The 18,836-nt window shown below is 34.3% G+C and carries 17 protein-coding genes and 1 pseudogene; 9 read left to right on the forward strand and 9 right to left on the reverse strand.

All coding sequences use genetic code 11. The annotated features are described in order from the left end of the window. The first annotated feature begins 60 nt into the window (after positions 1-60). From topA to CIGNP109_RS06715, 7 genes are all read left to right on the forward strand, one after another. Complete coding sequence (gene topA / locus CIGNP109_RS06685; protein WP_086228684.1) at positions 61-2,145, forward strand: type I DNA topoisomerase; 2,085 nt, start codon at positions 61-63, stop codon at positions 2,143-2,145. Continuing rightward, positions 2,138-2,980, forward strand: coding sequence for a biotin synthase (locus tag CIGNP109_RS06690; RefSeq protein ID WP_236842484.1), 843 nt, complete (start codon positions 2,138-2,140; stop codon positions 2,978-2,980). The genes topA and CIGNP109_RS06690 overlap by 8 nt, the downstream gene beginning before the upstream one ends. Beyond that, positions 2,961-4,127: a cation:proton antiporter gene (locus tag CIGNP109_RS06695; protein ID WP_086228685.1), complete on the forward strand. Its 1,167-nt coding sequence runs from the start codon at positions 2,961-2,963 to the stop codon at positions 4,125-4,127. The genes CIGNP109_RS06690 and CIGNP109_RS06695 overlap by 20 nt, the downstream gene beginning before the upstream one ends. Before the next feature lie 79 nt (positions 4,128-4,206). Beyond that, positions 4,207-5,478: a citrate synthase gene (locus tag CIGNP109_RS06700; protein WP_086228686.1), complete on the forward strand. Its 1,272-nt coding sequence runs from the start codon at positions 4,207-4,209 to the stop codon at positions 5,476-5,478. After that, positions 5,453-6,292 carry a 3'(2'),5'-bisphosphate nucleotidase CysQ family protein gene (locus tag CIGNP109_RS06705; RefSeq protein ID WP_236847569.1) on the forward strand — a complete coding sequence of 280 codons (840 nt, stop codon included), beginning with the start codon at positions 5,453-5,455 and terminating at the stop codon, positions 6,290-6,292. The genes CIGNP109_RS06700 and CIGNP109_RS06705 overlap by 26 nt, the downstream gene beginning before the upstream one ends. Positions 6,293-6,861: 569 nt before the next feature. Then, on the forward strand, positions 6,862-8,385 hold the full coding sequence (locus CIGNP109_RS06710; RefSeq protein WP_086228687.1) for a GspE/PulE family protein: 1,524 nt from the start codon (positions 6,862-6,864) through the stop codon (positions 8,383-8,385). 12 nt (positions 8,386-8,397) lie between these two features. Next, on the forward strand, positions 8,398-9,600 hold the full coding sequence (locus CIGNP109_RS06715) for a type II secretion system F family protein (protein WP_086228688.1): 1,203 nt from the start codon (positions 8,398-8,400) through the stop codon (positions 9,598-9,600). Positions 9,601-9,736: 136 nt separating this feature from the next. On the opposite strand, the gene CIGNP109_RS06720 is transcribed toward CIGNP109_RS06715, so the two are convergent. Continuing rightward, complete coding sequence (locus tag CIGNP109_RS06720; protein ID WP_086226873.1) at positions 9,737-10,666, reverse strand: ribose-phosphate pyrophosphokinase; 930 nt, start codon at positions 10,664-10,666, stop codon at positions 9,737-9,739. Between the two features lie 140 nt (positions 10,667-10,806). Between CIGNP109_RS06720 and CIGNP109_RS06725 the strand changes: the two genes are divergently transcribed. Beyond that, on the forward strand, positions 10,807-13,164 hold the full coding sequence (locus tag CIGNP109_RS06725; RefSeq protein ID WP_086228689.1) for a heavy metal translocating P-type ATPase: 2,358 nt from the start codon (positions 10,807-10,809) through the stop codon (positions 13,162-13,164). Positions 13,165-13,166: 2 nt separating this feature from the next. Further along, positions 13,167-13,400: a cbb3-type cytochrome oxidase assembly protein CcoS gene (gene ccoS / locus CIGNP109_RS06730; RefSeq protein WP_086228690.1), complete on the forward strand. Its 234-nt coding sequence runs from the start codon at positions 13,167-13,169 to the stop codon at positions 13,398-13,400. A gap of 109 nt (positions 13,401-13,509) precedes the next feature. Here ccoS and CIGNP109_RS06735 read toward each other — a convergent pair whose 3' ends face one another. From CIGNP109_RS06735 to CIGNP109_RS06770, 8 genes and pseudogenes are all read right to left on the reverse strand, one after another. Next, positions 13,510-13,722 (reverse strand): hypothetical protein, encoded by a 213-nt coding sequence (locus tag CIGNP109_RS06735; protein ID WP_086228691.1) that lies wholly within the window; start codon positions 13,720-13,722, stop codon positions 13,510-13,512. 96 nt (positions 13,723-13,818) lie between these two features. Next, complete coding sequence (locus CIGNP109_RS06740; RefSeq protein WP_086228692.1) at positions 13,819-15,927, reverse strand: heavy metal translocating P-type ATPase; 2,109 nt, start codon at positions 15,925-15,927, stop codon at positions 13,819-13,821. A gap of 3 nt (positions 15,928-15,930) precedes the next feature. Further along, complete coding sequence (locus CIGNP109_RS06745) at positions 15,931-16,239, reverse strand: YtxH domain-containing protein (protein WP_236845884.1); 309 nt, start codon at positions 16,237-16,239, stop codon at positions 15,931-15,933. Next, positions 16,229-16,588 (reverse strand): hypothetical protein, encoded by a 360-nt coding sequence (locus CIGNP109_RS06750; RefSeq protein ID WP_086225588.1) that lies wholly within the window; start codon positions 16,586-16,588, stop codon positions 16,229-16,231. Before CIGNP109_RS06750 ends, CIGNP109_RS06745 begins: the two co-directional genes overlap by 11 nt. After that, positions 16,585-16,899 (reverse strand): hypothetical protein, encoded by a 315-nt coding sequence (locus CIGNP109_RS06755; RefSeq protein ID WP_086228693.1) that lies wholly within the window; start codon positions 16,897-16,899, stop codon positions 16,585-16,587. The genes CIGNP109_RS06750 and CIGNP109_RS06755 overlap by 4 nt, the downstream gene beginning before the upstream one ends. Positions 16,900-16,902: 3 nt before the next feature. Continuing rightward, positions 16,903-17,487, reverse strand: coding sequence for a hypothetical protein (locus CIGNP109_RS06760; protein ID WP_086228694.1), 585 nt, complete (start codon positions 17,485-17,487; stop codon positions 16,903-16,905). Further along, positions 17,484-17,840 (reverse strand): HMA2 domain-containing protein, encoded by a 357-nt coding sequence (locus tag CIGNP109_RS06765; RefSeq protein ID WP_086228695.1) that lies wholly within the window; start codon positions 17,838-17,840, stop codon positions 17,484-17,486. The genes CIGNP109_RS06760 and CIGNP109_RS06765 overlap by 4 nt, the downstream gene beginning before the upstream one ends. 349 nt (positions 17,841-18,189) lie before the next feature. Beyond that, a pseudogene (locus CIGNP109_RS06770) lies at positions 18,190-18,836 on the reverse strand (radical SAM protein); the annotation flags it as partial.

Genomic DNA, 18,836 nt, shown 5'->3' on the forward strand with positions numbered 1-18,836 from the left:
TTTTATATCAATTTTATAGTTTTTTGGTAAAATTACGCCTAACTGAATTTGGGGCGAAATATGAGTAAATTAATAATAGTTGAATCTCCAGCTAAAGCTAAAACTATAAAAAATTTCTTAGGTTCTGAGTATAAGGTTATAGCTAGTAAGGGACATATTAGAGATCTGCCTAAATCTAGCTTTGGGATTAAGATAGATGGGGATAACTTTACTCCTGAGTATAGGATTAGCAGCGATCACTCTGCTATCGTAAAAGAGATTAAAGAGCTTGCTAAGAGTGCCGATACCATCTATCTAGCAACCGATGAGGATAGAGAGGGCGAGGCTATAGCTTATCATATCGCCACAGCAATTGGCAAAAAGCCCGAAACCCTACCTAGAATAGTATTTCACGAAATCACAAAGGGCGCTATCGAAGCGGCTTTGGCAAATCCTAGAAAATTAGATATGAATAGCGTAAATGCCCAACAAGCAAGAAGGCTATTAGATAGGATTGTTGGCTATAAGCTTAGTCCGCTTTTAAATATCAAAATTCAAAGAGGTTTAAGTGCTGGGCGAGTCCAAAGCTCAGCGCTTAAAATTCTAGTCGATCGAGAGCGTGAGATTAGAGAATTTAAACCTATTGAGTATTTTAGCATTGATACTAAATTTAAAGATGATTTAGAAGTTGAGTTAATCGAATTTCAAGGCTCAAAGATAGAAAAGCTCACCATCACAAACGCTCAAAGAGCCAAATATATCTTAGATAATATAAAAGATGATAAATTCAAAGTCAAAAGCATAGAATCCAAAGAGCGTAAAACTAATCCCCAACCACCTTTTATGACCTCAACTCTACAACAAAGTGCATCAAATAGACTTGGCTTTAGCCCTAAAAAAACCATGATGTTAGCCCAAAGTTTATATGAAGGCGTCCAGACAAATAGCGGTTTTATGGGTGCTATAACCTATATGAGAACAGATAGCCTAAATATAGCCAAAGAAGCTTTAAGCGCTGCTAGGGAGCTTATAAAGAGCGAATTTGGATCAAAATATCTACCAAAAATTGCCAATATCTACACCACAAAATCCAAAGGCGCCCAAGAGGCTCACGAGGCGATCAGACCTACGAATTTGAGCTTTACACCACAAATTGCCTCACAATATTTAGATAAAGATATGCTAAAGCTATACACATTGATTTATAATAGATTTTTGGCTTCACAGATGAGCCCTAGCCTGTGTGAAATTCAAAATATCATTATAAAGGGCGAAAATTGCGGGTTTAAACTCTTAGGTAAGAAGGTTTCTTTCGATGGATTTTATAGAGTTTATGGCGATATGGATAAAGATAAAATTCTCCCACCTTTAAAAATCGATGATAATATGAGTATCCAAAGTATCAAAAGCACCAAACACGAAACCGAACCACCTAGTCGCTACTCTGAGGCTGGCCTTGTCAAAAAGCTAGAGAGCCTTGGAATTGGCAGACCTAGCACCTATGCGCCTACTATTTCGCTTCTAACTAGCCGTGATTATGTCAAAGTAGAAAAAAAGCAATTAATCCCAAATGATATAGCATTTACTATAACTTCAGTATTAGAAGATAATTTTAAAGATATTGTAGATAGCGAATTTACTTCTAAAATGGAAGAAAAGCTTGATGATATAGCCGAAAATAAAGCCGATTGGCAAGAGGTTTTATCTAATTTTTATCACCCTTTTATCAAACAGATTGATGAAGGAAAAACAAATATAAAAAGCCAAAAAGTAGCCGAGCCAATAGGTGAGAAATGCCCTGATTGCGGTGGGGAGTTAGTTAAAAGAAAGGGTAGATTTGGCGAGTTTATAGCCTGTTTAAATTTCCCAAAATGTAAATATACCAAAAACCTAGCTAACTCTAATAAATTTGAGAAGAAAGAGCCATCTAAAATCGGCATTCAATGCCCTGATTGCGGTGGAGAATTGGTCGAGAGAATTGGTAAAAAAGGTAAATTCTATGGCTGCGCCAACTATCCAAAATGTAATTTTATAAGTAAATATAGACCAATTATAGACAAATGCCCAAAATGTAATACACAAATGGTCTTAAAAGAGCTTAAAAAAGGGAATTTCAAAGAGTGCCCACAATGTAAATTTAAAGAAGAGGTAAGCAATAATGAATAAAGTAGTAATGCTATGTGCGATATGTAATGTTAGTAGTGGCAACTGCCCTGAAGATTGTGCGTATTGTACTCAAAGTGCTCATGTAAAAGCTGATATAAATAGATATAAACAAAAAAGCATAGAGCAAATTTTAAAAGAGGCCAAAATGGCTAAGGCAAATAAAGCTCTTGGCTTTTGCTTAGTTACTAGCGGTAGGGGGCTTGATGATAAAAAGCTTGAGTTTATCTGCCAAACTGCCAAAACACTACAAAAAGAGGTGCCCGAACTGCTGCTGATAGCATGTAATGGAAGTGCGAGTTATGAGAGCTTAAAAGAGCTTAAAAATGCTGGAATTTTCAGCTATAATCACAATCTTGAAACAAGCCGTGAATACTTTCCTAAAATTTGTTCTACTCATAGCTGGGATGAGAGATTTGAGACGAATTTAAATGCCAAAAGAGCTGGGCTTGAGCTTTGCTGTGGCGGGATTTATGGTCTTGGAGAGAGTAATGAAGATAGAATAAGCTTTAGAAACTCACTAAAAGAGCTAAATCCATTTACTAGTCCGATAAATTTCTTTATCCCAAATCCCGCTTTAAAAATCAAAGAGCCAAAGCTTAGTGCCGATGAAGCCTTAGAGATATTAAGAGATAGCGCTAAGGCTCTACCTAACACTAGAATAATGGTAGCTGGCGGTAGAGAGGTAATCCTTGGCGATAGACAATATGAGATATTAGAAAATGGAGCTAGTGCTATTGTCGTGGGGGATTATCTCACTACTAGTGGCGAGGCTGCTAGTAAGGATATAGAAGAGCTTAAAAAACGAGGCTTTGAGTTTGCAACACAGTGCCATTAGTGAGCTTTCTATTTTACTTGTTTTGGCGTTTATAATCTTTATATCGCCATATTTTTCTAAAATTTCTAAAATCCCAATCGCCCCTATAGAGATTATGATGGGGATAATCTTTGGGTTTTTTGGATTTATACCGCATAGTGAGCCATTTAAGATAGTAGCTGAAGTTGGGTTTTTTTATCTAATGTTTTTGGCTGGGACTGAGATAGATCTGAAATCTTTTTTTAAAATAGAAAAAAGCATTATAAAGCTAGTTCTTTCTTATCTAACTATTTTGTATATTGTAGCTGGGGTTTTTAGTGCGTTTATATCGCCGGCGTTTTTGGTTATTGTGGTGGTGCCACTTATGTCGGTTGGAATTTTATCTACCCTATTTAAAGAGTATGGTAAAAACGAGCCTTGGCTAAATACTGCTATGATCGCTGGTGGTATAGGCGAGGTGCTTAGTATCGCTCTTTTAACCCTTATGTCAGCTTATATTGAATTTGGTAATTCTATTGAGTTATTTAGTAGTATATACTATCTTATACTATTTATTGTGCTTTGTGTGCTTGGATTTAAGGGGCTTGAAGTGCTATTTTGGTGGTATCCAAATCTCAAAATTCTACTAATGCCTCACGATGATAAGAGTGAAAAGGATATCCGCCTATCTATGGCACTATTTTTTAGTACTGTAGCGGTGATGATATATCTGAATTTAGAGATTGTTCTTGGAGCTTTTATCGCTGGGAGCTTTATCGCTACATTTTTTAATCACAAAAAAGATCTTCCACATAAGCTAGGTAGCTTTGGGTTTGGATTCTTGGTGCCAATATTTTTTGTCTATATTGGTACAACCGTGGAGCTTGAATATCTTTTGGTTCCTGGAGTGCTTGATAATGCTATGAAATTGATGATATTTATGATTATTGTGCGAGTGATATCTTCAATGATATTTGTAAAGCGTTTTGGATTATATGATAGTATTCTTTTTGGCTTATCACTCTCAATGCCACTTACGCTTTTAGTAGCGGTGGCTACGGTAGCTTATAATGCTGGAAATATAGCAAAAGAGCTATATTTTGCTTTTATTATCGCTAGTATTTTTGAGGTGATTTTGTCTATGATATTAATAAAATTTACAAATTATCTTAAATTTCGCCTTAAATAATTAAGTTAGATATTTAAGGGCAATTTAATTTAAATAAAATTTAGGTAAGATATAAAAAAATTTTAATAAAAGGATAAAAATGAGCAACACAGTAACATTAACTGACAATAGAAATGGAAAAAGTTATGAATTTCCTATTCTTGATGGTACTTTAGGGCCTAGCGTTATAGATATATCTAATCTATACAAAGATACTGGTATGTTTACATTTGATAGGGGCTATACTAGCACCGCAATGTGTCGTTCAGCTATCACATATATCGATGGTGAGGCTGGGACTTTGATGCATAGAGGCTATGATATAGCGTGGCTTGCTGAAAATAAAAGATATTTAGATTTGGTATATCTATTATTTAATAGCAAACTCCCAAGCCAAGAGGAGCTAGACGCATTTCGCCAAGAGCTAAAAGAGAGAAGCTATCTAAATGAAAAGATGATAAAACTATTTGATTGTTTCCCTGATAAGGCTCATCCGATGGCGGTTTTACAAGCAAGTGTAGCTACTATGAGTGCTTACTATAAAAGAGATATGAACTTTGATGATATGAAAGATTATATGGAATTAGCTAAAAGAATGGTAGCTAAAATCCCTACTATGATAGCATTTTATTATCGTCATGTTCGTGGCTTCCCAACTGTATATCCAGATCTTGATCGTGGATTTACAGAGAATTTCTTATATATGTTAAGAGCATTCCCACACAATAGAGTAGATCTAAAACCAATCGAAGTTAAAGCCTTTGATACGATCTTAATGCTTCATGCTGACCACGAGCAAAATGCCTCCACTACGACTGTTAGGACAGTTGGCTCTACTCACGCTCATCCATACTCATGCATAAGCGCTGGTATTGGCGCACTTTGGGGTCATGCTCATGGCGGTGCTAATGAGGGCGTTATAAGACAGCTTGAGATGATCGGAACTCCAGATAGAGTTGATGAATTCATCAAAAAAGCAAAAGACAAAAACGATTCATTCCGCCTAATGGGCTTTGGGCATAGAGTTTATAAAAACTTTGACCCAAGAGCCAAAGTCTTAAAAGGATTAAGAGATAAACTAATCGATGAAATCGGTATAGATAGCAATCTAATTAAAGTCGCTACTAGAATCGAAGAGATAGCTCTAAATGATGAGTATTTCGTATCTAGAAATCTATATCCAAATGTGGATTTCCATAGTGGCGTAATCTTAAAAGCTTTAGGAATTCCAAATGAGATGTTTGCGGCTATATTTGTAATGGGTAGAGTTCCAGGATGGCTTAGCCAATGGATGGAGCTAAAATCTCAAGACAATATCAAAATTGTTCGCCCAAGACAGCTATATGTTGGACCAGCATCTCAACCTGAGTAAGCTTCACGACATTGCCATCTCTGCAGCTTTGGCTGCAGGAGAGGCTATTTTAGCTGTTTATGATAAATTTGAGCTATCTTTAAAAAGTGATAGCTCACCCTTAACTACTGCTGATTTAGTAGCAAATCAAGCGATATTTACCCACTTGCAATCGACACAAATTCCTATATGTTCTGAAGAGAGTATTTTGCCTTTTCATATGCGAAATGAAGATGCGCTTTTTTGGCTTGTTGATCCGCTTGATGGAACAAAGGAATTTATTGCTAGAAATGGAGAGTTCTGCGTTTGTATAGCTTTAATTTGGCATTCTAGGCCTATTTTAGGAGTTATATATATTCCACTTAGCAAAGAGATTTATAGTAGCTTTGCAGGTGCGCCAGTATTTAGAAATTTTGAGAAAATAGGGGAATATAAGGAAAATTTACAAAGTCTAAATCTAGTAAATAATACTTTAAATTTAGATAGTTCAAATATTTTAATTAGCGGTCGTTCAGCTGATATGACGCAGATTGAAAATTTTGCTAAAGAGTTTAATTTAAATTTAGCTACGCTTGGTTCAGCGATTAAATTTAGCAAACTAGCAAGCCAAGAAGTTGGAGTTTTTATAAGATTTTATGGTTCGCATATTTGGGATACGGCTGCGGGTGATTTTTTATTGCATCAAAGTGGCGGGATTATGCTCTCACTTAGTACGCTTCAACCGTTAAATTATGCTAAAAAAATTACATTAAATGATAGCTTCATTGCATTGAGTCGTAGTCAAAAGTCAAATTTAAAACGATATCTAGAATATATAAAATTACAAATTATTTGATCTAATTTATGGAATAATTTATCGTTATAATGAATAGTTTTTAATAAAAATAACATTACCCATATAATTTTATTTTAAATTCTTTTTAACACAATATTTAATAACATCTTATGCTTTTTGTTTAGGATAAAGGCCCTAAAGGGCTAATTTAAGATGGAGTAATCAAAAAATTTCCATATTTAAATATATTAGGTTTAAGGAGTATTGATGGAAATTTTAAAAGAGACGATTGAGCTTATAGAGATTTTAGATTATGTTACAATAGTTTTTGCATTTTTCGAGAGATTACTATAAGGCTTAAAACAAATGATAAATTCAACTGGGCTTAGGCATAGCCTTATATAATAGCAGATATTCTTTTATTAGCTTGTAGTATTAAATATTTGTATTGTATTTTGATTAGGATATGTATTATTTTAAAAATGAAACATAACAAATATCCTAATAAAAGTTGTCTAAATTTAAATTTGTTTAAAGTATATATCGATATAATCAAACCTTAAATTTATAATTTTATTTTTAACTAACGAGCCAATAACACTAAATAAGCTCAAACTAAAGAGAACGCTATGAACGAGATGTTAAAAAAGCTGCAAAACTCTAGCATAACTCTATCTGCTGCAGCTAAAGAGCTAGCTATAAGCGAAGATGAGATTTGTGAGCTTGTAAGTGAACAATTTGGCTATGAGATAGCTGATATAAGTGTGGTAGATTACACTTTGGCTGATAGTTTGCCATTAGATATAATGGTTAAATTTGAGATTTTACCTATTAAATTTGAGGCTAATATCATTAGTGTTGCTATGAAAAATCCATTTAATACAAGTGCACTTTTAAGGCTTCGCAATATCTATAAAGATAAAATCATAAAACCTCTAATCATCCAACCAGCTAAGCTAGATAGAATACTTGCTAAACTTCCGCTTCATTATGGTTTAAATGCCATAATTTCACAGGTAAAAGTGCAAATCAATTCCAAAGGATCTAATGATGATAGCGCAGTTTTACGGCTTATTGATAGGGTGCTAAATAGTGCTATAGATCTAAACTCTAGCGATATTCACATTGAGCCAACTAGTTTTGGTTGTGTGATTAGAGTGCGTATTGATGGGGTTTTATGTGAGTTATTTGAATTTGATAGTGATATATACGCTGGGTTAATTGGTAGGTTAAAGCTGCTTGCAAATTTAGATATTGCTGAACATAAAAAAGCACAAGATGGTAGATTTTCATATGATATAAATGGCAGAAGTATTGATTTTAGAATTTCAGTTTTGCCTATTATTGATGGGCAAAGTGTAGTGCTTAGGATTCTTGATAGTCATAAGATGATTGTAAATTTGCAAAATTTAGGATTAAATGAGTTGAATTTTAGCACTTTAAAGCGTGCGATTTATAAAAACTATGGAATGATTTTAGTTACTGGCCCAACAGGAAGCGGTAAAACTACTACTATTTACTCAGCACTTAATGAGCTAAAAGGGCCAACTAAAAAGATTATTACCATAGAAGAGCCAGTAGAGTATCAAATGAGCTATCTTCAGCAAGTTGCTGTTGGGCATAGAAGCGCAATTAGTTTTGAAGAGGCGTTGCGTTCAGCGCTTCGACAAGATCCAGATATTATAATGATAGGTGAGATTAGGGATTATCAAAGTTTGCGTACAGCTGTGGGCGCAGCTCTTACTGGCCATTTGGTACTTAGTACATTACATACTAATAATGCTATTAGTGCTATAGATAGAATGATGGATATGGGGTTGGAGCGTTATCTTATTAGTGGTGCTATTATAGCGATTATGGCACAGCGTTTGGCTAGAAAGCTTTGCTTGTATTGCAAAGAGATGGTTGAGGATGGACGATATAAGGCTCATGGTTGCCCTAACTGTGTAGGAACTGGATATAGTGGTAGAGTTGTCATTAGTGAGGTTTTAGAAATTAGTGCGAATTTAGCTTCGCTTATGGCTCGTGGCGAGTCTAGTGGGATTATTCTAGCAGAGGCTAAGCGTGAAGGTTTTATCCCTATGGAAGTAAGCGCTATGGAGCTAGTAGATAGTGGAGTTACTAGTCTTGAAGAGATATTAAGCCTGATTTAATTAGTTAAGACAATGAAACGATATAATGCTAAAATTATTACCAATAATGCTACAATAACTCGTACTATTACTGCATCAAATTTAGAAAATGCTAAAGAGATTTTATCTTCAAGCGGCGAGATTATTGCTATTAGTGAGGAGAGTAAAGTTGGGTTTGTAGTAAAATTTAGGCGGATTGATAGCGGAGTTTTAGCTATTTATATTAGGCAGATTGGAACCTTAATGGAGGCTGGAGTAAGTGTTCTTGAGGCTTTTTCTAGCGTGGCGCAAGGGTGTCATAACCCTATACTTAGGAAAATTTTAGATGATATTAGCTCAGATTTACACTCTGGCCTGAGTCTTGAGCAAGCTCTTAGCGGGTTTAAAAGTGAACTAGGAGCAGTTAGCGTAGCGATGTTTGCTCTGGGACAAAATAGCGGACGGTTGCCTGAGGCACTTTTTATGCTTAGTGATATGCTCAATGAGATGGCAGAAAATAAGGCAAAATTTAAAAGAGCGCTTCGTTATCCTATGATAGTTTTACTCTCTTTGATAATAGCGTTTAATCTATTAATTGTGATGGTAGTACCATCATTTGCTGGAGTATTTGCATCTATAGGCGGAGAGCTTCCGCTGGCTACTAGAATACTTTTAGGGCTTGAGAGTTTTATTGCTAGTTATGGATTTTTGGCATTATTTGGGATAATTTTTATTGGATTTTTGATTTGGTATTTTTATAGATTTAACTCTAAATTTAGGATAAAATTTGATAATTTTTTGCTTAAAATTCCATTGCTTAAGGGGTTGATTTTATATGGTTCATTGACTAAATTTAGTCTGATTTTATCACGATTGATAAGTGCTGGAATGTCAATTGATAAGGCTATAAATATCGCAAATGGTGTTGTAGAAAATAGTTATATAAGCAGTAAAATCGCTTTTGTAGCAATGGATATCCATAGCGGGCAGACGCTTAGCAAGGCTTTTGAAGGTGCTCATTTATATGATAAAATAGCTATCCAGATTATAAAGGCTGGACAAACAAGTGGAGTAATTGATGAGATGTTTGCTCATGTATCAAAGTTTTATAAGCAAAAATATGACACGCTTATCGATGGGTTAAATGGGAGTTTAGAGCCAGTTTTACTAATAGCAATAGCTGGGGCAGTACTACTTTTGGGGCTTGGAATTTTTATGCCACTTTGGGAACTCTCTAGTGGTTCTGGGTTGTATTGATTTATTTAACTTATACTTTATGTATTAGCCTTGAATATTTTATTTAAGGCTAATACATTTTAAATCATAATGAGTAAAACTATTTTATTTAATTAGATGATAAAAGATAGACTTTTGCATTAAAATCCATAATCTTTTACGAAAATAGGCTATTTACGCTTTCATCATGATATACTCTGCGGATTACCTCGCCAAATAGTGGCGCTGTGGTTAAAACCTTAATATATGGGCTTTGCTCTTTGAGTGGGATGGTATCAGTCGTGACTAGCTCATCTAAGACTCCGCTATTTATCCTATCATACGCAGGCCCGCTTAAAACCGGATGAGTACAAAAGGCCATTACGCTTGTGGCGCCATTTTTCTTAAATACTTCAGCGGCTTTGACTATTGTGCCTGCTGTATCGATCATATCATCGATTAGGATTACATCCTTGCCATTTACATCGCCTATGATATTCATAACTTCGCTTTCATTGGCCTTTTCACGGCGTTTATCTACTATTACCATATCTAGATTTAAGCTTTTAGCTAGGCTTCTAGCACGAGCTACGCCGCCTACATCAGGACTTGCCACAATAGGATTTTTAAGATTTTTACTCTTTACATAGTCTAAAAATACAATAGTTCCATAAAGATTATCTACTGGAATATCAAAAAATCCTTGAATTTGCCCAGCGTGAAGATCCATAGTAACTACTCTATCTATGCCGGCGGTTTGCATCATATTTGCTACTAATTTAGCTGTAATTGGTACTCTTGGGGCAGCTTTTCTATCTTGTCTAGCATAGCCAAAGTATGGCACCACTGCTGTTATAGAGCTTGCACTTGAGCGTTTTAGAGCATCAGTTAGGATTAGTAGCTCCATTAGGTTTATATTGGCTGGAGCACAGGTTGGCTGAATGATAAAGACATCTTTACCCCGCACACTTTCGCCTATTTGTACGCTAATCTCTCCATCGCTAAATCTCTTTATACTAGCTTCGCTAAGCGGAATTCCAAGATATTTAGCCACCATTTTTGAAAACTCTACATTTGCTGTCCCAGAAAAAATCTTATATCCACGCATTTTTGCCCTTTTTGGAAGTATAGGGTTAATTTTAGCCTAAATTTGCTTAAAAATTAGATGGATTTTGTAGGCTAAATTTGAGTTTATGAGCGATATGTAAGTAAATTTATTATAAAATCTTATAAAAATTTAGGGCTAGTATGGGAAATTTTATCTGTTTGCACTGTAAGGGCGAGTTTGATCAAAGTGTTGCTATAAAAGATGATAGCGGACATGAGTTTTGCTGTAATGGATGTATGAATGTATATGGATTTTTAAATTCTCATAATCTATCTGAATTCTACGATAAATTAGGCAATCAAAAACATTTTAAAGCACCAAATTTAACTAAAATTGATACTGAGACATTTTATAAAAATTATGTCAAAAATAGCGATGGATTTTGTGAAATTTATCTGATTATAGAAGGAATTCATTGCTCGGCTTGTGTATGGTTAAATGAAAAAGTATTAATCTCAAGCGATGGAATTATAGAAGTATCGCTAAATTCAGCCAGTCAAAAAGCGCATATAAAATGGGATGATAGCATTATCACATTAGATCAAATTTTGCATAAAATCAGCTCTATTGGCTATACTCCAATCCCATATGATCCACAAAAAGCCGATGCAAGAGCAAGTCAAAAGCGTAGAGAGTTTTATGCTAAGATGCTTGTAGGGATATTTTGTACGATGAATATTATGTGGGTGGCTGTAGCCTTATATGGCGGATACTTTAGTGGAATGAGTAAGGATATAAAAGATATCTTACATTTTGCAGAGTTTATTTTGGCCTCGCCGGTACTTTTTTATACTGGTAGTGAGTTTTTTAAAGGGGCATATTATGCTATTAAAAATCGCCAAGCCAATATGGATTTAAGTATTGCTGCTGGAGCAAGTATAGCCTATTTTTACTCAGTTTATGCGATGCTTAGTAGAAATGGCGAGGTATATTTTGACTCTGTAGCGATGATTATTACTTTTGTATTTGTTGGTAAATTTCTTGAGGTTATTAGCAAGAAAAAATCAATAGATACTCTTGATCTGCTTGGCTCTCTTTTGGTAAATCAAATTTATGTAAAATCTAATGATAAATTTGAGTTAAAAGATGTCAATGATGTAAAATTAGGAGATATCATCAAAGTGCGTAGCGGTGAGCGTGTAATGATTGATGGTAGTGTAGTTAGTGGGGCTGGTAGCTTTGATTTAAGTAGCATTACTGGAGAGAGCTTGCCAGTGTTGATTGGTCCTGGTAAGAAGATTATAAGCGGGGCTATGTGCATAGATGGAAGTATAGAGTATGAAGCAACTGAGCTTTTTAAAAGTTCAGTTCTTAGTAAGATTATAGATCTTTTAAATAAAGCAAGCTTTAAAAAACCAAAAATAGAGCTTTTAGCTAATCAAATTTCGGCCAAATTCTCTTTAGTGATTTTGCTTTTAGGACTTGGGACATTTGGGGTATGGCTATTTAATTCTGGAGAGATTAGTGTAGCAATTATAGTAGCTATTAGTGTGATTATCATCGCTTGTCCGTGTGCTTTAAGTCTTGCTACTCCAGTAGCTACTTTAATAGCTTTAGGTAGCGCAATGCGTGGTGGAATAATCTTTAAAGAGGCTAAGGTAATTGAGAGTTTAGCAAAGTGTGATTGTGTAGTTTTTGATAAGACTGGTACTTTATCAAAATCAAAACTAAGTGTAATTAAAGCAATAAAACTAAAAGAGTATAATTCATCTTTATTATACTCTTTAGCTCTTGCTTCTACTCATCCAGTAAGTGTGGCTATTAGGGATTTTAGTATTAATAAACAGCTAAATTTGAGCGATATAACAAGCTATAGCGGTCTAGGAATGAGTGCAAAATATGGCGATTTAACTATTTATGGTGGTAGTTCGCGATTTATGAGTAAGTTAGGATTTGGGGAGTTTGAGGATAATGGGCTTAATTATTATTTTGCTATAGATGGCGAGGTTGTGGCTAAATTTGAACTTGAAGATGAATTAAGGGATGAATCTGCAGATGTGATTAGGTCTTTACAAAATAGTGGATATAAAGTTGTGATGCTAACTGGAGATAATGAAATTACTGCTAGCAAGATAGCTAAAAGATTAGGAATTAGCGAGTTTTATGCTAGTAAAGATCCATTGCAAAAATCGCAAATAATTAAGGAATTAAACGCAAAAACTCCAGTAGTTATGGTAGGAGATGGGGTTAATGATGTGGTTGCGCTAAGTATGGCTAGTGTGGGTATTTGTATGGGTAGTGGAGCGCAAATTAGCGTTGAAAGAAGCGATGTAGTACTGCTAGATGATAATTTAAGCTCACTTGTAAAAGCACTTAATCTTTCAAGATTGACATTTAAAACTATTAAGCAAAATTTAGGCTTTACTTTAATATATAATGCCCTTACTATTCCACTAGCTATGGCTGGGTTTATTATCCCGCTATTTGCGGCAATATCGATGTCGCTTAGTTCCATTATAGTGGTATTAAACTCTACAAAAATCAAATTAAAAGGATAAAAATGAGTGGTGTAATAGCTATAATGCTAGGGATCTCTACTTTGCTTGGTGCTGCTGCGCTTTTTGGGCTTTTGTGGGGAGTAAAAACTAGACAATTTGATGATTATTCAAAATTTTTAGATGGTACTAAATTTGATAGTGAAGATGCATTAAATGATGCTATAAATTTAGAAAATCGTAAAAAGGATCTAATGAAAAAGCGTGATAAAGATAGGGGTTATAAGCCGCCAGATTAATTTTTGAGTTTAAGCAAAGCGGCAATATAAGATAATGCTATTTTTATATGTACGATGAAAGCATAGTTATAATTTTTATATTACTACACTTTCATACTTAGTGATAATTTTATTTCCCTTTAGGATAAAGCGATGCGTGATATAGGCAAAATCCTACTAGCGCTACACCGCTTACAATATGTACAGCTTTGGCGGTTTTATTTTTCATAAATAGTGCCGTACTAGCGGTTAAAAGCAGGCTACTACTCATACCAATCTTTGCTATTTCTCTTTTAGTATCTAGGCTAATTTTTGGTTTTTTAAGCTCTTTTACTGCGTTCATTTCTTTTCCTATTTTTGATTTTTTTATATGCTCTTAGATTAGTTTGCACGCTCAATACTAGGCTACCAATCACTCCTATAGCAATTAAAATTGGCATTATCCATCCCTCTTGATACGAATTCGCCTAAGTGCGTTAAGCAATAAAGCTATTGTTGTACCGTTATGCGCTATGGCGGTTTGTATAGGTGAGAGTTTGCCTAAACTTGCTAGTATCAATATGAGTGAATTTACCCCCACTGTGACTTTAAAGCTATTATTAACCTTTGATAGACAAGATATAGCCAGCTCTCTAGCATCTGCTACAGCCTCAATATCATCTCTTAGCAATACTACATCTGCGCTAGCTTTGGCTATGTCAGCACCTTTGTGCATTCCAATACCTATATCGGCTCGCACTAGTGCTGGAGCATCATTTATTCCATCACCTACAAAAGCAACTTTTTGACCATGTTTGGCTGCTTTTAGTATAATCTCATCTAGAATTTTAGCTTTGTCAGTCGGTAGCAGCTCTGCATAATAATTTGTTATACCAAGCTCTTTAGCAATGGCTTTTGCCTTACTTTTACTATCTCCAGTAAGCATTATAAATTCTTTTACACCGCTTTTTTTAAGTCTTTTTAGAGCCTCTTTGGAATTTGGTCTAATAGTATCTTTAAGCAGTATAACTCCTAATAGTTTACCATCAAATCCGATAAATAAAGGCGTATCTCCATTTTTTAATATTTCATCTATCTCTTTAGAGTGCTCTTGAAAGCTTATACACTCATCATCTTCTAAGAAATGTCTTGAGCCAATTACTACACTTTTTTTACCTACTTCACTTTTTACACCATGAGCTACTATAAATGTTACCTCATCATGATGAAAATGGTCAAAATTATTCTCTTTAGCTGCTCTTACTACGGCTTGTGCTACTGGATGAAAGTAGTGTTCTTCAATGCTTGCTGCTAAATTTAATACTTGATTAGCATCCCATTCTTGATGAAATGAGTGCACTTTTAATACTTCTAGATCGCCATTTGTTAGCGTTCCAGTTTTATCAAAGACAAAGATTTCACTTAGCTGAAGACTCTCTAAACTTTTAGCACCCTTTACGATAATTCCCTCTTTAGCAGCACTTGATATAGCTGATTTAAATGCTACTGGAGTAGTGAGTTTTAAAGCACAAGAATAATCAGCTTGAAGCACGCTAGCAGCACGCACTAGTTCGCCAGTCATAGCATAGCTTAGTCCAGCAAGACTAAGAGTAATTGGCACTAAAGAGTCAGCCATTTTTGAAGCAGTTAATTCTTGGTTTGAACGCTCGTCTAATGTAGATTGGATATATGATTTTATGCGATTAGTAGCAGTGTGATCGCCTACAGCTTCAGCCCATATTTTAATCTTACCTTCTTGAACTATTGTACCACTTAGCACTCTATCGCCTCTACTTTTACTAGCTGGAGTAGCTTCTCCTGTCATTGAAATTTGATTTATTAAAGCTTCTCCATCGATGATGTGACCATCTATATATATAGTATCGCCAGCACCTACTACTACAATATCGCCAATTTGTATATTATCACTTGGAATTTGACGCAGTGTTACTTTGCTATCAGTTATACTCTCAACCCACGCCATACCGCCTTTTTGCTTAGCTAGTTCTTTGATAAGATCATCGCTTTTATACATTGTAAGCTCTTCTATATATTCACCCAAAGTCAGCATAAAATTGGTTGAATTTGCTGCCTTATAGTCTTTTAAATATAGTGAAATTGCTACGGCTGCAGCTTCAAGGCTACGAGATGTGATGCCTTCGCTAAATGTCTCTTTTAATCCGCTTTTTAGCAATGGAAAGGAGGCTAAAAGGCTAAAACTAAGACTAAGCCCTGGACTTCTAAGAAATGGAGCTATAGCTAAAGCACTAGCAGCACGTACCACTTCAGATGAGCTTGGGATTTCGCTTCTTAGTGCGATGTAGCTATCTTTTTTGCTCTTGCTTTGGCTTTTGATTTCATTAGATTTTAAAATATCTGAAATTTGATTTTGAATTTGATCTAATGAGCCTTCATAGCTTATAATTATACTTTTGATTATCCCATTTATGCGTACATCTATCACATTTGGCAAAGAGTCTATAGCAACTCTAAGCAAGAGCGGATCTACACTACCTTCATAGCCAAATCTAGCTCTAGATTTGGTTTTGTGCAGAAGTTTTATAGGCATATCTTACTCGCTAGCTTCAGCTTTTGCATCTTCGTAACGCTCTTTTAGCTCTTCTAAGCCGCATTCAAATAGTGTTGAAATTTTAGCAAATCCCTTAAAAATTGCTCTTTGAGCATTTTCATTTGTTAAAATATATGTAGCAGCTGCGCCAATTAATGCTCCTTTTAAGAAATCGCCACTATTTCCAGCGCCAAAAATACCATCTAAAAATCCATTTTGAGTATTTTGATTACTTTGTGTATTTTGAAAATTTAAATTTGACTGATTTGAGCTTGAATTTACATTTTTAATATAAGGATTATTATTTATCATTATTTAACCTTTTTTGTTGATTTTTTAATATTTTACACTCTTTTGGTTTAAATGCATTTTGGACGCCATAGACAAAGGCTCCGCCAATTGCAATATATGTAGCAGCTTCTACTATTTTAGTTGAGGTGCTTTTATTTGGATTGCCAATGGTGTTTGATGCGGCAATAGCACATGCTCCAATTGCAGCCCCTTCAAGTGTTGATTTTATTGTAGTTTTAATAGCTTCATCTTGAGTGATTTGACCATCTTTTAATTTAGCATATTGGTATGCACCGCTTGCCATAAGTGCCAAAATTGCTCCACTAACTGCATGTCCGCTCACTGAACGAGGTGCACCTGTGTTTATCATTGATTAATCCTTGGATTGCTATTTTCTAAATTTAGATTGGTAGCTGATTTTAGGTTTGACTCATCTTGAGAGTTTGGAGTCGCTTGAGTTTCTATTTTTGCTTTTGGTTTGCGGCCTGGTTTTTTTCTTTCTGGTTTGGCTTGAACTTTTTCTTTAATGTTTGTTATAGTAGCTTTGCTAGCAGTTATGCCATCTTGGAATTTTTTGTCTAAATTTAAGTTTCCAAGCGATTTTGCTATCTCATCTCTTTTGCTAAATGCAAATGCAATTCCAGCACCTAATGCGATTCCAGCGATAAATGGTAATGCCATTATTTACTCCTTATTTTTATTTAGTAGTTCATTTGCGATAATCACGCTAAAAGCGCCAATAATCGCACCTCCAACTAAGCTGTAATTTAATTTACCTAAAAATCCCTCTAATTCATCCTGGCCTAGTGAGCCATCTTTTAATTTATTCACCATTATAGCAGTCTCATTTATTAGTGTTTTACCTTGATTTAATTGTTCTAAAAGATTGTTATTTTGATTTAAATTTAGAGCATTTTGCAAGGATGGGATGTGATTATTATAGCTAGCTGCTTGAAGTCTGTAAAATGTATCTATTATTTGTGCATCGTTCTCGTTTGTTACTAGAGTATTGTAGAGTTCTACATTTGCTTGTTCGTTTTGTAGTGCTATAGCAGCTGCTTCTTCAAAGCTTTTAGGGGTTGCAAAACTATAAGGATTTGCCGGTATTTGCGCACCAAGCTCATTTAGATGGAAAATAATAGCATTTATATGATTTGCCTCAGCCTCTAAAAGATTAGTAAATGGTGCTCCAAATTCACTAGCGCTAAAGTAGAAGCTATAAGCTTTATACTCATCATCTAACGCTTTTAAAAGATTATCTATGCTCATTTTATATCCTTTAGATTTTTATTTATTATCATAGCAATTTTATCTAGATTGCGCCCATTTATAGCATCTTCCCATAGACTTGGCTCAAGCATATCTTTATCATAATGCAAGGTTAAAGAGCCAATTAATTTATTAAATTTAATCTCTTTGATTAGTGGAATTTGATTTAGTTTATCTATTAATTCTTTAGCTTCTATTTTGCTTTGTTGGGCTAGGTTTTTAAGCTTTAGACTAGCTCGTAGCCTAATTCTACCAGGTGTGTGATGAATAATGCTAAAATAATCACTTAAAAGCTCTAAATCATTAGGTTTTATCTGTAGATTATTAAGTGAAATCTGATCATTTTTATCCATAAATTTACTCGATTTTCTCTTATTTTGTACAGGTAAAATTATATATTAATGATGATAAATCTTAACTTAAATTTATAGATATTGATATTGATTTTCATATCATTAAATCAATAAATTTAGTATATTTTAATAATAAAATTTGATAAATTCGCAATTTTCTTAACCATATTTGTAAAATCATTATCATATATATTTTGATAATATGATTATATTAGTTTAATATTTATATTTTGTTTATTTTTTTATTATCGTTAAACTACTTTAAATAAAATAGTATATGAAAATTTGTAAATTTGTATCAGTGATGAGCGCTGCTAGAGTTAAATTTGGATTGATTGTATAAATTGCATCATTCTTTATATTCTTGAGTATATTCAGCCTCTATTTTTTTAGATCTTCTCCAGGAACCAATACTTTTCCATTCTCCCATTTTGCAGTATCTACAAAACGGTATAGGTTGGGCTAAAAAGCGTAAGATTTCACTATAGTTCTCTACTTTATAAATATCTAAATAGTTATTTTCATCCATTGGAAAATCGCTATTAAATTTTTTATTAAAATGTTCAATACTTACAGCAACTGTACAAGTACACAATTTACCTTTATGGAACCTTATGCAACAATTAGCTTGATGACAGTTAATAAAACTACGAAATGGATCTTGTTTGCCGTTTCTATCTAATAAGAGTTGATAAGATGTTTTTTCTATATTTGCATTATTATAAAATATTAAAGGAATTCCATATTCTTTACATTTATTTTCTATAAAATTCCAATTAATTTTTATTGGATATTTCGTAGGGTGGATTTGAATTTTTTCATCTTTACAGGTTTGCCAAAATTCATCATCTCTAGATTCTAGCAAGATTCCATTTGTCACAAGCCAAATTTGACTTTTTGGAAAGTATTTTCTAGTAATTTTAAAGAATTCATTATGGCTTGGATGTAATAAAGGTTCACCTCCCATAAGGTGAAATCTATTTATACCCCCCCCCC

Source organism: Campylobacter sp. P0109 (assembly GCF_002138755.1).
GTDB lineage: Bacteria > Campylobacterota > Campylobacteria > Campylobacterales > Campylobacteraceae > Campylobacter > Campylobacter devanensis.